At 61.2% G+C, this 12983-nt stretch carries 10 protein-coding genes; 5 read left to right on the plus strand and 5 right to left on the minus strand.

What is annotated here, in order from left to right:
* Window positions 1–322: 322 nt before the first annotated feature.
* From AB4P94_RS21865 to AB4P94_RS21880, 4 genes are all read right to left on the minus strand, one after another.
* Window positions 323–1993: an ATP-binding protein gene (locus AB4P94_RS21865; RefSeq protein WP_395607403.1), complete on the minus strand. Its 1671-nt coding sequence runs from the start codon at window positions 1991–1993 to the stop codon at window positions 323–325.
* Window positions 1993–3492, minus strand: coding sequence for an ATPase domain-containing protein (locus AB4P94_RS21870; RefSeq protein WP_395607404.1), 1500 nt, complete (start codon window positions 3490–3492; stop codon window positions 1993–1995). Before AB4P94_RS21870 ends, AB4P94_RS21865 begins: the two co-directional genes overlap by 1 nt.
* A 144-nt stretch (window positions 3493–3636) precedes the next feature.
* Window positions 3637–4695: a tetratricopeptide repeat protein gene (locus AB4P94_RS21875; protein ID WP_395607405.1), complete on the minus strand. Its 1059-nt coding sequence runs from the start codon at window positions 4693–4695 to the stop codon at window positions 3637–3639.
* Between the two features lie 76 nt (window positions 4696–4771).
* Entirely contained in the window at window positions 4772–5665 is an 894-nt protein-coding gene (locus tag AB4P94_RS21880; protein WP_395607406.1) for a bestrophin family protein, read from the minus strand.
* 216 nt (window positions 5666–5881) lie between these two features.
* On the opposite strand from AB4P94_RS21880, the gene AB4P94_RS21885 reads away from it, so the two are divergent.
* The 5 genes from AB4P94_RS21885 to AB4P94_RS21905 are packed head-to-tail and all read left to right on the plus strand — an operon-like array spanning window position 5882 to window position 11433.
* On the plus strand, window positions 5882–7525 hold the full coding sequence (locus AB4P94_RS21885; RefSeq protein ID WP_395607407.1) for an AMP-binding protein: 1644 nt from the start codon (window positions 5882–5884) through the stop codon (window positions 7523–7525).
* Between the two features lie 21 nt (window positions 7526–7546).
* Window positions 7547–8314, plus strand: a complete 768-nt coding sequence (locus AB4P94_RS21890; RefSeq protein ID WP_395607408.1) for an SDR family NAD(P)-dependent oxidoreductase — start codon at window positions 7547–7549, stop codon at window positions 8312–8314.
* A 12-nt stretch (window positions 8315–8326) separates the two neighbouring features.
* Entirely contained in the window at window positions 8327–9511 is a 1185-nt protein-coding gene (locus AB4P94_RS21895; protein ID WP_395607409.1) for an acetyl-CoA C-acyltransferase, read from the plus strand.
* 9 nt (window positions 9512–9520) lie between these two features.
* Window positions 9521–10648: an acyl-CoA dehydrogenase gene (locus AB4P94_RS21900; protein ID WP_395607410.1), complete on the plus strand. Its 1128-nt coding sequence runs from the start codon at window positions 9521–9523 to the stop codon at window positions 10646–10648.
* A gap of 11 nt (window positions 10649–10659) precedes the next feature.
* A complete protein-coding gene (locus tag AB4P94_RS21905) occupies window positions 10660–11433 on the plus strand; it encodes an enoyl-CoA hydratase (protein WP_395607411.1) in 774 nt (257 codons plus the stop codon).
* A gap of 397 nt (window positions 11434–11830) precedes the next feature.
* On the opposite strand, the gene AB4P94_RS21910 is transcribed toward AB4P94_RS21905, so the two are convergent.
* Window positions 11831–12982, minus strand: coding sequence for an acyl-CoA dehydrogenase family protein (locus AB4P94_RS21910; RefSeq protein WP_395607412.1), 1152 nt, complete (start codon window positions 12980–12982; stop codon window positions 11831–11833).
* Between the last annotated feature and the right edge of the window lies 1 nt (window position 12983).

Raw genomic sequence — 12983 nt, forward strand, 5'->3', positions numbered from 1 at the left:
TGGGCGAGGAGGGCCTGGCCAACGCTGACCCTTCTGTCGAACGCGCCGGATCAGAACGTTTCACGCGTTCATTGTGAACCGCCGCGTTGCGGGCCTGGTTTCGAAGGTTTAACGGGATGGAAAGCAGCGAAGGGGGGCTCGATATCATTATGCGTACTCTCGAAACATATAAGCGAACCGTCTGCATCAGACGTGGAACACTTATTCAGTGGCGAGAGGTTAAGTTTCGATCCCTGGGTTCTGAGGCGGCATGTTACTTCAAGTTTTAATGAGTGCTCAGACAGCGGTTCGTAACAGTGAGGTCGTGACCCGGTCATTTGAATTACGTCCGGATCATCTCCCGCACCTTTGCCGTGAGCAGATCAAACGTAAACGGCTTGGTGATCAACTGCATCCCCGGGTCCAGGAAACCACCCCGCACCGCCGCGTGTTCGGCGTAGCCGGTAATGAACAGTACTTTCAGGCCAGGCCGTATCTGCCGGCCAATTTCCGCCAGTTGACGGCCATTCATGCCGGGCAACCCCACATCACTGATCAGCAAATCAATCCGCTGCTCCGATTCAATGATCGGCACCGCCGTGTTGGCGTCGCCGGCTTCTACAAAGCCATAGCCCAACTCCTTCAACACCGCACTGACCAACACCCTGACGGCTGGGTCGTCCTCGACGATCAGCACGGTTTCCCCTGCATTGGCGAACGGCAACAACGCCGGGTTGACGGCTTCCTCCTCCTGCATTTCACCGATAAAGCGTGGCAGGAACAGACTGACCGTGGTGCCTTTGCCGACTTCACTGTGGATCGTTACATGGCCGTGAGACTGGCGGGCAAACCCGTAGATCATCGACAACCCCAGCCCCGTGCCCTGGCCAATCGGTTTGGTGGTGAAAAAGGGGTCGAAGACCCGTCCCATCACGCTTTCCGGTATCCCGCAGCCGTTGTCGCTGACGCTCAGCTCGACGTAGTCACCGGGTTTAAGGGTGCCGTAGGCAGCGGTGAACACACTGTCGAGATGGCGGTTGGTGGTTTCCACCACCAGTTGGCCCCCATTGGGCATGGCGTCCCTGGCATTGATGACCAGGTTGAGCAGGGCACTTTCCAGTTGGTTCGGGTCGGCCTCAGCGGTCCACAATGAATCGGCCAGGCGCATGTCCAGGCCGATGCTTTCATTAATGCTGCGTTTCAACAGCTCACCCATCGAGCTGACCAGGTGGTTAATCTCCACCGGTTTGGAGTCCAGTGACTGGCGGCGGGAAAACGCGAGCAGGCGATGGGTCAGGCCAGCCGCGCGGTTGGCCGAAGTAACGCCCAGATCGATCAGCCCATCGAGGTCATCCAGCTTGCCGCGGGCGATACGCCTGCGCAGCAATTCCAGGCTGCCTATGATGCCAGTGAGCATATTGTTGAAGTCATGGGCAATGCCGCCAGTCAATTGGCCGACCGCTTCCATTTTTTGCGACTGGCGCAAGGCATCTTCGTTGTTACGCAGTTGCGCGGTGCGCTCTTCGACTTGCTGCTCAAGGGTTTCCAGCGTGCGTTGCAGGCGCAATTCGCTCTGGCTCAAGTCAACCAGCCGTTCCCGAGCGTCATATTGGCGCCGCCGTCCGCGCAGCGCGGCGCTGACCAGGCTGATCAGCGTCACGGGGTGAAAGGGCCGTTCCAGAAACGTCACGTTACCCAAGAGCCCGCTCAAGTGGGTAGAACCGTTTTGCTCGCTGCCGCCATGATGGGTCAGCAACACAATGGGCAGGTCGGACCAGGCCGGCTGCTGATGCAAATGCTCCAGCAGAGGCTCAAGGTCGACGCCGCGCAATGCCTCGGCTGCAATAATCAACAAACCGGCGCCGTCTTCCAGTTCCTCACACAACGTCACCAGGCTATTGGCCACGATGCCGCTGTAACCGGCCTCATTGAGCATCATCAGCGCCAGGGTGCTGTCGCGGCCCAGTGGCGCGAGGATGATTGCGCGCTCGAAGGCGGGGGCAAGGTCAGTCACTAGCCCTCATCCTTGAGCAGAGGCGAGCCGGCGCCCATGTAGGTAGGAATGCCGCGCAATACACCCTGGAAGTTGTCCAGAGGCTCGCCGACGGTCATGCCGCGACTGCCGATGCGGTATTCGCGAATGGTCGATTCATGTGAGCCGGTTCTTTTCTTGATGATCGAGATTGCCCGACGCACTTGGCCGAGTGCTTCAAAGTAACGCAATAGAATCACGGTGTCGGCCAGGTAGGTGATATCGACCGGCGCTTGCATGTCACCAACCAGGCCATGCTGGGCGACCGTCATGAAGGTCGCCGCACCCCGGCGGTTGAGATAGAGCAACAGTTCGTGCATGTGCAGAATCAGTGCATTTTCTTCCGGCATCGCCGCCTGGTAGCCGTTGATGCTGTCGATGACCACGGTCTTGATGCCGCCTTCATCCACGGCGCGGCGCACACGGTGGGAGAACTCGCCCGGGGACAACTCGGCGGCGTCTACCTGCTCGATAAACAGGTTGCCGGTAGCCCGTAGGGCTTCCAGGTCGATGCCCATGTTTTTCATGCGCTCGAACAGCAAGCCCAGCTCTTCGTCGAAGATGAACAGCGCGGCTTTTTCTCCGCGCATTACTGCGGCAGCGGCGAAAATCATCGAGATCAGCGATTTGCCGGTACCGGCAGGGCCCAGGATCAGGCTGCTTGAGCCGGTTTCGATGCCACCGCCCAACAGCATGTCCAGCTCTTTAATGCCGCTGGTCAATGTCTGGCGGTCGTATCCACCTCGATGCTCGGCAGCCACCAAACGCGGGAACACATGCACACCGTCTTGCAAAATGGTGAAGTCATGGAAGCCGCCCCGGTATTTCTGCCCGCGATATTTGACGACGCGTACCCGGCGGCGCTCGGCGCCGTAGTTGGGCGTCAGTTCTTCCAGACGAATGACCCCGTGCGCCACGCTGTGCACGGTTTTGTCGAGGGATTCAGTGGTCAGGTCGTCGAGCAGCAACACCGTTGCGTCGTAACGCACGAAGTAATGTTTGATCGCGAGGATCTGCCGGCGATACCGCAGGGAGCTTTGCGCCAGCAGGCGAATCTCCGACAGGCTGTCAACCACTACACGTGTCGGTTTGACACGCTCGACCACTTCGAAGATCTGCCGCGTCGCTTCACCCAGCTCAAGGTCCGAGGAATACAGCAGGCTCTGCTGATGTTCGGCGTTGAGCAGGCTTTCCGGCGGGGTGAGTTCGAAAATATGGATATTGTCGTCCAGGTCCCAGCCATGGGACTTGGCGCCCTGGCGCAATTCGCGCTCGGTTTCCGACAGGGTGATATACAGTGATCGCTCGCCGTTTTTTGCGCCGGCCTGCAAGAAGTGCAGCGCCACGGTGGTCTTGCCGGTACCCGGTTCACCCTCCAGCAGGAACAGATGGCTGCGCGATAGCCCACCGGAAAGGATGTCATCAAGACCCTCAATGCCGATGGCTGCCTTTTCACTGAACAGCGTATTGGATGTAGACAAGGTGTGCCCTCAGGTCACGTACAAGTAGAGGTGCGCACCCGGCTTGGGTGCGCCATATTTACTTGACCGTTACAGCCTGTGGCGGTTCAACGTTTTGAAATATTTGTACAAAGCGGTGGTTTTTCGACAAGTTTTAACGCGCCATTACAGACCTTGCTGCAGTGCCGGATCATCCGGATTTTGCTGTTCAAGTTGCGCCAGCAGCACTTGGACGTTCTGTAACTGACCGCTTTCTTTCCAGTAATTGACCAGCAGCACGCGGGCTTTGCGGTTGGCCGGATGGCGCTGGATGATTTCTTCCAACTGGCGCTGGGCGGCTTCCAACTCTTCCTGCGCATGCAGTGTCGTGGCCAGGTCGTAGCGGTAATCCTGATCGTCCGGCTCCAGCTCCACCGCTCTGGACAAGCCGAGCAAGGCATAAGGCCGTTCGCCATGGTGCAGCAGCCACATGCCGAGGGCGTGCTGCAGGTAGGCCGATTCCGGATGCGCCGCCAGCTGACGCGCGAGCAACTGGCGGGATTCTTCTGACTTGCCTTGCTTGTCGAGCAACTCGATTTGCGCGACCACCGCTTGCAGATTGTCCGGCTGCAGGCGGATTGCCTGTTCCAGTGCGTTTTGCGCGTCCGCCAGCAAGGCGCTGTGGATGTACAGGCGCGCCAGTTGAATCCAGTTTTGCGCTGACTCGGGCTGCGCCTTGATGTTTTTGACGAATTCATCGAGCACTTGCTGCAAGGGGCCGAAATACAGGCCAAGGGTGTCCGGCGAAAGGCCGAGCAGCGCGTTGGCTGCGCTGAAGCGAACTTCCTGCTCCGGGTCGTCAAGGGCAGGGCCGAGCAACAGTGTGCGTTGGCCCGTGGGCACCAGGCCGACAATGCTGTGGATCGCCGCTTCACGCACCAATGGCGATTCATTGGCGAGGTCTTTATCGGCGAGTTTCAGCGCCTGCGGGCTTGGGTAATTCGGCAGTTCGGCATGCAGCGCGGCGCGACGTTCAGGGGACAGGTCCGGACGGCCCAGCTGCTGATACAGCACGCGCGCAGCGCCCGGTTCACCGTTATGGGCCTGTTTAAGGGCTTTGGCGTAGCCGTGGGCAATGGCTGGCGGCACAGCCACCGGGGTGGAACGGGAGAAAAACCACGTGACCGAAACAATCAACAGCAGGGCGCACAGGCCGGCGAGGGAGTAACGGCGTGACTTTGACATGCAGGCGTCCAAAAGCTTAGGCAGCTATCGCAAAGCCATCAGCTTCGGTCAGACCACCGCGAGTGTCAAACCCGCATCAGGTCAGCACGTACTCCACGGGCTCCAGCACCGGCGGCAAGTCGGTTTCGCCAAGGGCAGCGAGGATTTCACGTTCCAGGGTACGCAGCAGCGCGTTGCACGGCAGGTCGTTTTCGTCGAAGCCGAACGGGTCTTCCAGGTCGTCACCGATTTCATCCAGGCCAAAGAAGGTGTAGCTGACGATGGCGGTGAACACCGGCGTCAACCAACCCAGCGGCTCGGCCATGGCAAATGGCAACAGGATGCAAAACAGGTAAATGGTGCGGTGCAATAACAGCGTGTAGGGGAAGGGCAGCGGCGTGTGCTTGATCCGCTCGCAGGCGGCCTGCACCTGGCTGACGCTGACCAGGCGGGTTTCCAGCTGGGTGTAGCGCCACTCACTGATCACACCGCGTTCGGCCAGCCCGGAAAACCGCGCGCCCAGCTGTTGCAGCACGGTGTCCGGCAAGTTGGGGTGGCCGGTGTTCACGGCTATCCACGGTGTGATCGCCCGTGCTTCGTCTTCATGGCGCAGGCGCGCGATCAAACCATGGGCGAAACCACACAGCCCGCGCAACAGGCCGGCGCGCTCGGGTGAGTCGCCGAGCACCTGGGTCTCGCGAATCAGCGAACGCACCTCAATGATCATCTGCCCCAGCTGCTTGCGGCCCTCCCACCAGCGGTCGTAACAGGCGTTGTTGCGAAAGCTCATGAAGATCGACAACGACAAGCCGAGCAGGGTGAAGGGCGTGGCGTTGACCTTGGAGAAGTAGGCCGGGTGCCAGGTTTCCACCAGCACGATCACCGAAGCCAGCAACGTGACCAGCAGGCTGCGCAGGGCAATGCGCTTGGCAATCGAACCTTTGAGGGAAAACAGGATGCCCAGCAGGTTAGGTTTGGGGCGAACGATCATCGCGAGGGGGCTTCTTCTGTGGCGCAGGCCTCAAGGTTAGAAGCTGCGGCGCAGGGCGTCCAATCACTTGGGCCGACCGGTTGATCGGCGCAGTCAATGATTGGCCAAACCAGTCAGCGAGGTTGAAGGCTTTGACCATTGCCGCTGCGCCGCTCTAGAGCGACTATTTCCGTGGTTTGCGTCCTGAAAATAAAAAACACAGAAGGATTTGAAACGATGCGTGAGTATTTGGCTGCCACGACCGGGTTTGATTACCAGCACACTGTTGATGCCGCTTTGGCGGGAGACCTGCAGGCGCTCAACGCCTGTGTGGAGTGCTGCGACCGCCATGCGCTGCCGGGGCGCATCGCGTTGTTCTGGGAAGGCAAGGACGGGCGTAGCGCCACCTCGACCTTTACCGAGCTGCAGGACCAGGCCGCCCGTTTCGCCAATTTCCTGCTGGCCCAGGGCGTCAAACGGGGTGACAAAGTCGCCGGCCTGTTGCCTCGCACCGCCGAACTGCTGGTGGTGGTCTTCGCCACCTGGCGCATCGGCGCAGTTTACCAGCCTCTGTTTACCGCCTTCGGTCCCAAAGCCATTGAACATCGCTTGAACAGCTCCGGCGCGGCACTGGTGGTCACCGACGCGGTGAACCGGCCCAAGCTGGCCGACGTGGAGGGCTGCCCGACCATCGTCACAGTGGCAGGCGCCAAGGGCGAAGGCATTGTGCGCGGCGATTTCAGCTTTTGGGCCGAGCTGCCCAACCAGTCGAATGTTTGCGAGCCCGTCATGCTCGGCGCCGATGATCCGTTTTTGCTGATGTTCACCTCCGGCACCACCGGCCCGCCCAAAGCGCTGTCGGTACCGCTCAAAGCCATTGTCGCGTTCCAGAGTTATACCCGCGATGCAGTGGACCTGCGCCCTGAAGACGCGTTCTGGAACGTCGCCGACCCCGGCTGGGCCTACGGCATCTATTTCGGCGTGACGGGGCCGCTCTCCATGGGCCATCCGATCACCTTCTACGATGGCCCGTTTACCCTGGAAAGCACCTGCCGGGTCATCAACAAATACGGGATTACCAACCTCACCGGCTCGCCGACCGCGTACCGCCTGCTGATTGCCGGCGGCGAGCAGTTTGCCCAGTCGGTCAAGGGCAAGCTGCGCATCGTCAGCAGCGCCGGCGAGCCGTTGAACCCGGAAGTGATCCGCTGGTTTGCCGACAACCTCGGCGTGACCATCCACGATCACTACGGCCAGACCGAACTCGGCATGGTGCTGTGCAACCACCATGGGCTGGAGCATCCGGTGCGCGTGGGCTCGGCCGGGTTCGCCTCGCCGGGCCACCGCATTGTGGTGCTTGACGACAACCATCAGGAATTGCCCGCCGGCCAGCCCGGCATTCTTGCCATTGACCGCGAGCAATCGCCCATGTGCTGGTTTGCCGGCTACGACGGCGTGAAGACCAAGGCCTTTGTCGGCAAGTACTACCTGAGCGGCGACACCGTGGAGCTGAACCCCGACGGGAGCATCAGTTTTGTCGGGCGCAGCGACGATGTCATCACCACGTCCGGCTACCGTGTGGGCCCGTTTGACGTGGAGAGCGCGCTGGTAGAGCACCCGGCCGTGGTCGAGGCAGCCGTCGTCGGCAAGCCTTGCCCGGAGCGCACCGAACTGGTCAAGGCGTTTGTGGTGATCAACGCGCAATACCGCGCCACCCCGGAGCTGGCCGAGGAACTTCGCCTGCACGTGCGCAAGCGCCTGGCCGCGCATGCCTACCCACGGGAAATCGAATTTGTCAGTGACTTGCCCAAGACCCCAAGCGGCAAGCTGCAACGTTTTATTTTGCGTAACCAGGAAATCGCCAAGGCAGCGGTCGCCTGATCCACTTTTAAGGACACAACGATGCAGATTGAAAACAAGGTATTCCTGGTCAGCGGCGGTGCTTCGGGCCTCGGCGCGGCCACTGCTGAAATGCTGGTGGCGGCGGGCGCCAAGGTGATGCTGGTTGACCTGAACGCCGACGCGGTTGCCGCCAAAGCCAAACAGCTGGGTGACAACGCGCGCAGCGCCGTGGCGGATATCAGCCAGGAAGCCGCGGCCGGGGCTGCCGTAGAAGGCGCCGTCGCTGCGTTTGGCGGCTTGCACGGGTTGGTGAACTGCGCCGGTGTGGTACGCGGCGAGAAAATCCTCGGCAAGAATGGCCCCCACGCCTTGGCGAGTTTTGCTCAGGTGGTCAACGTCAACCTCATCGGCAGCTTCAACCTGCTGCGCCTGGCCGCAGCGGCCATCGCTGAAACCGAGGCGAATGCCGACGGTGAACGCGGTGTGATCATCAACACCGCCTCGGTGGCCGCATTCGACGGGCAGATCGGCCAGGCAGCCTACGCCGCGTCCAAAGGCGCGATTGCCAGCCTGACCTTGCCCGCCGCCCGTGAATTGGCGCGCTTCGGCATTCGCGTCATGACCATCGCCCCCGGCATTTTCGAAACCCCGATGATGGCCGGCATGACGCCTGAGGTCCGTGACTCGCTGGCCGCCGGTGTGCCATTCCCGCCACGCCTGGGCAAGCCGGCCGAATACGCCGCGCTGGTACGCCACATCATCGAAAACAGCATGCTCAATGGCGAGGTGATCCGTCTTGACGGCGCCTTGCGCATGGCTGCCAAGTAAGGAGAAATAACCATGAATGACCCCATCGTTATCGTCAGCGCCGCTCGTACGCCCATGGGCGGCTTCCAGGGTGACCTCAAGGGCCTGACCGCGCCGCAACTGGGCGCAGCGGCGATTCGCGCCGCCGTCGAGCGTGCCGGTATCGCCACTGACGCGGTGGACGAAGTGTTGTTTGGCTGTGTACTGCCAGCAGGCCTTGGCCAGGCGCCTGCACGCCAGGCCGCCTTGGGCGCCGGGCTGGATAAGGCCACGCGCTGCACCACGCTTAACAAAATGTGCGGCTCGGGCATGGAGGCAACGATACTGGCCCACGATTCGTTGTTGGCCGGCAGCGTCGACGTGGTGATTGCCGGCGGCATGGAAAGCATGTCCAACGCGCCGTACCTGCTGGACCGCGCGCGCAGCGGCTACCGCATGGGCCACGGCAAGGTGCTGGACCACATGTTCCTTGACGGTCTCGAAGACGCCTACGACAAAGGCCGCTTGATGGGCACCTTCGCCGAGGATTGCGCCGAGCACAACGGTTTCAGCCGTGAAGCTCAGGATGCTTTCGCCATCGCGTCGCTGACGCGGGCGCAGGAGGCGATCACCCACGGCAACTTCGCCGCCGAAATCGTCCCGGTGCAAGTCACCGTCGGCAAAGAACAAAAGACCATCCTGCATGATGAACAACCGCCAAAAGCCAAACTGGACAAGATCACCGGCCTGAAACCGGCGTTCCGCGAAGGCGGCACCGTGACGGCGGCCAACTCCAGCTCGATTTCCGACGGTGCAGCGGCACTGCTGCTGATGCGCCAGTCCGAGGCGCAAAAACGCGGGCTCAAACCCTTGGCCGTCATCCATGGCCACGCGGCCTTTGCCGATGAGCCGGGGCTGTTTCCGGTGGCGCCAGTGGGCGCTATTCGCAAGCTGATGAGCAAAACCGGCTGGAACCTGGGCGAGGTCGACCTATTCGAGATCAACGAAGCCTTTGCGGTGGTCAGCCTGGTCACCATGAGTAAGCTGGAAATCCCCCACGAGAAGGTCAACGTGCACGGTGGCGCCTGTGCCCTGGGGCATCCGATTGGCGCGTCCGGGGCGCGTATTCTGGTGACGTTGCTTTCGGCCTTGCGCCAGAAAGGCCTCAAACGCGGCGTTGCCGTCATCTGCATCGGCGGCGGCGAAGCCACGGCCATGGCCGTTGAATGCCTGTACTGAGGAGCCTCCATGCTGCCAGATGAAGAACAACTGCAAATCCGCGAGGCGGCCCGGCAATTTGCCCAGGAACGCCTGAAACCCTTTGCCGCCGAATGGGACCGTGAACACCGCTTTCCCAGGGAAGCCATCGGCGAAATGGCCGAACTGGGCTTTTTCGGCATGTTGGTGCCGGAACAGTGGGGCGGTTGCGACACCGGTTACCTGGCTTATGCCATGGCCCTTGAGGAAATCGCCGCCGGCGACGGCGCCTGCTCGACCATCATGAGCGTGCACAACTCGGTGGGGTGTGTGCCCATTCTGAAGTTCGGTAACGATGCGCAGAAAGAACAGTTCCTCAAGCCCCTGGCCAGCGGCGCCATGCTCGGTGCCTTTGCCCTGACCGAGCCACAAGCCGGTTCCGACGCCAGCAGCCTGAAAACCCGGGCGCGGCTGGAGGGCGACCATTACGTGCTCAACGGTTGCAAACAGTTCATCACGTCCGGGCAAAATGCCGGCATCGTGATTGTGTTTGCGGTCACTGACCCGGCCGCCGGCAAGCGCGGGATCAGCGCATTTATCGTGCCCACGGATTCGCCGGGCTATAAGGTGGCGCGGGTCGAAGACAAACTCGGCCAGCATGCCTCTGATACCTGCCAGATCCTTTTCGAGGATGTGAAGGTGCCAGTGGCCAATCGTCTGGGCGAGGAGGGCGAAGGCTACAAGATCGCCCTGGCGAACCTGGAAGGCGGCCGTGTCGGCATCGCCTCGCAATCGGTGGGCATGGCCCGCGCCGCCTTTGAAGCCGCCCGCGACTATGCCCGTGAGCGCGAGAGCTTCGGCAAGGCAATCATTGAGCACCAGGCCGTGGCCTTTCGCTTGGCCGACATGGCCACGCAAATCGCCGTGGCGCGGCAGATGGTGCATTACGCCGCCGCCCTGCGTGACAGCGGCAAGCCCGCGTTGGTGGAAGCGTCCATGGCCAAGCTGTTTGCCTCGGAAATGGCCGAGAAAGTCTGTTCAGCCGCCTTGCAAACCCTGGGCGGTTACGGTTACCTCAACGACTTTCCCCTGGAGCGGATCTACCGCGATGTGCGGGTCTGCCAGATTTACGAAGGCACCAGCGATATTCAGCGCATGGTCATCTCACGCAATCTTTAAGGAGCCAACCCATGAGTTACGAAACCATTTTGCTCGAAATCCAGGGCCGCGTCGGGCTGATCACGCTCAACCGCCCGCAAGCCCTGAACGCTTTGAACGCGCAGTTGGTCAGCGAATTGAACCAGGCGCTGGATGGCCTGGAGGCCAACCCGGAAATCGGCTGTATTGTGCTGACCGGCTCGAAAAAAGCCTTCGCCGCCGGCGCCGACATCAAGGAAATGGCCGAACTGACGTACCCGCAGATCTACCTCGACGACCTGTTCAGCGACAGCGACCGCGTGGCCAACCGCCGCAAGCCGATCATTGCCGCCGTCAACGGCTTCGCTTTGGGCGGCGGCTGTGAGCTGGCGTTGATGTGCGACTTCATCCTGGCCGGTGACGGTGCCAAGTTCGGCCAGCCGGAAATCAACCTCGGCGTACTGCCGGGCATGGGCGGCACCCAACGGCTGACCCGCGCCGTGGGCAAGGCCAAGGCCATGGAAATGTGCCTGACCGGGCGCTTTATCGACGCGGTGGAAGCCGAACGCTGCGGGATTGTGGCGCGTATCGTGCCCGCCGATGAATTGCTGGAAGAGGCGTTGAAAGTGGCGACGTTGATTGCCGGCAAGTCGGTGCCGATCAGCATGATGGTCAAGGAAAGCGTGAACCGCGCGTTTGAAGTCAGCCTGTCCGAAGGCGTGCGCTTTGAGCGCCGGGTGTTCCATGCGGCGTTTGCGACGCTGGATCAGAAGGAAGGCATGGCGGCGTTCGTGGCCAAGCGCGCGCCGGCGTTCAAGGATAAGTAAGTAATCCTCTAACGCTGAAGATCAAAAGGTGGGAGCTGGCTTGCCTGCGATGCTGACACCTCGGTTCACCTGCCTGACCGAGGTGATGCTATCGCAGGCAAGCCAGCTCCCACCTTCGACCGCATTCCAAAAGATGGACCCGGTTCCCTGTGGGAGCTGTCGAGCTTCAGCGAGGCTGCGATGGCGGTGGCTCTGACGGCGTCTATGTTGGCAGTGCCGACGTCTTCGCAGGCAAGCCAGCTTCCACCTTTGACCGCATTCCAAAGGATGGACCCGGTTCCCTGTGGGAGCTGTCGAGCTTTAGCGAGGCTGCGAAGGGATCGCCTCGGTTTCACTGACAAACCGAGGTGCCTGTATCGCAGGCAAGCCAGTTCCCACATGGGTTGTGCTGTGCTCGTTAGAGCGAGTAGTTCTTGAGTTCCCGCGCAATCACCATCCGCTGAATCTCGCTGGTGCCCTCGTAGATCTGCGTGATCCGTGCATCCCGGTAGTAACGCTCCACCGGGTAATCCTCCAGATACCCATAGCCGCCGTGAATCTGCATCGCGGATGAGCAGACTTTTTCAGCCATTTCCGAGGCAAACAGCTTGGCCTGTGAGGCCTCCGACAAGCACGGCTTGCCCGCACTGCGCAGTCGCGCGGCGTGCAGGATCAACAGGCGTGCGGCGTTCAGTTGCGTTTGCATGTCGGCCAGCAGGTTGGCCACGCTCTGGTGCTCGATGATCGCTTTGTTGAATTGCACACGGTCCCGCGCATAGACCAGCGCCGCCTCGAATGCCGCGCGGGCAATGCCCAAGGCCTGGGCGGCGATGCCGATGCGGCCGCCTTCGAGGTTGGACAGCGCGATGGCCAGGCCTTTGCCGCGCTCACCCAGCAGGTTGGCTTCGGCAATGGTGCACTGGTTCAGCGTGACGGCGCAGGTGTCCGAGGCGCGAATGCCCATCTTGTGCTCGGTGCGATCCACCACAAACCCCGGCGTATCGGTCGGCACGAGGAAGGCCGAAATGCCTTTCTTGCCCAGCTCCGGGTCAGTGACCGCGAACACAATGGCCAGTTTGGCGCGTTTGCCGTTGCTGACAAACTGCTTGGCACCATTGATCACCCATTGACCGTCTCGCAGTTCGGCACGGGTGCGCAGGTTATGCGCCTCGGAACCGGCTTGCGGCTCGGTCAGGCAGAAGCAACCAATCGCCTGGCCGCTGGCGAGGTCCGCCAGCCAGGTTTGTTTCTGTTCATCTGTGCCGTAGTTGAGAACAGGCCCGCAACCCACTGAATTATGGATACTCATCAGTGCGCCAGTGGCACCGTCACCGGCGGAAATCTCTTCAACCGCCAGTGCATACGCCACGTAATCGACATAGGTACCGCCCCATTCTTCCGGCACCACCATACCCAGCAAACCCAACTCGCCCATCTTTGCCACCAGCGCGTCATCGATCCAGCCGGCTTTTTCCCAGGCTTGGGCGTGGGGTGCGATTTCGCCACGGGCAAAGTTGCGTGCCATGTCGCGGATCATTACTTGTTCTTCTGTGTATTCAAGGTCTTGCATG

This window comes from Pseudomonas sp. B22129 (assembly GCF_044218875.1).
GTDB lineage: Bacteria > Pseudomonadota > Gammaproteobacteria > Pseudomonadales > Pseudomonadaceae > Aquipseudomonas.

Bases quoted from the DNA above. Each gene is read 5' to 3' on its own strand.
- AB4P94_RS21875 (WP_395607405.1), bottom strand. From the start codon at position 4,695: ATGTCAAAGTCACGCCGTTACTCCCTCGCCGGCCTGTGCGCCCTGCTG.
- AB4P94_RS21880 (WP_395607406.1), bottom strand. From the start codon at position 5,665: ATGATCGTTCGCCCCAAACCTAACCTGCTGGGCATCCTGTTTTCCCTC.
- AB4P94_RS21885 (WP_395607407.1), top strand. From the start codon at position 5,882: ATGCGTGAGTATTTGGCTGCCACGACCGGGTTTGATTACCAGCACACT.
- AB4P94_RS21890 (WP_395607408.1), top strand. From the start codon at position 7,547: ATGCAGATTGAAAACAAGGTATTCCTGGTCAGCGGCGGTGCTTCGGGC.
- AB4P94_RS21895 (WP_395607409.1), top strand. From the start codon at position 8,327: ATGAATGACCCCATCGTTATCGTCAGCGCCGCTCGTACGCCCATGGGC.
- AB4P94_RS21900 (WP_395607410.1), top strand. From the start codon at position 9,521: ATGCTGCCAGATGAAGAACAACTGCAAATCCGCGAGGCGGCCCGGCAA.
- AB4P94_RS21905 (WP_395607411.1), top strand. From the start codon at position 10,660: ATGAGTTACGAAACCATTTTGCTCGAAATCCAGGGCCGCGTCGGGCTG.
- AB4P94_RS21910 (WP_395607412.1), bottom strand. From the start codon at position 12,982: ATGCAAGACCTTGAATACACAGAAGAACAAGTAATGATCCGCGACATG.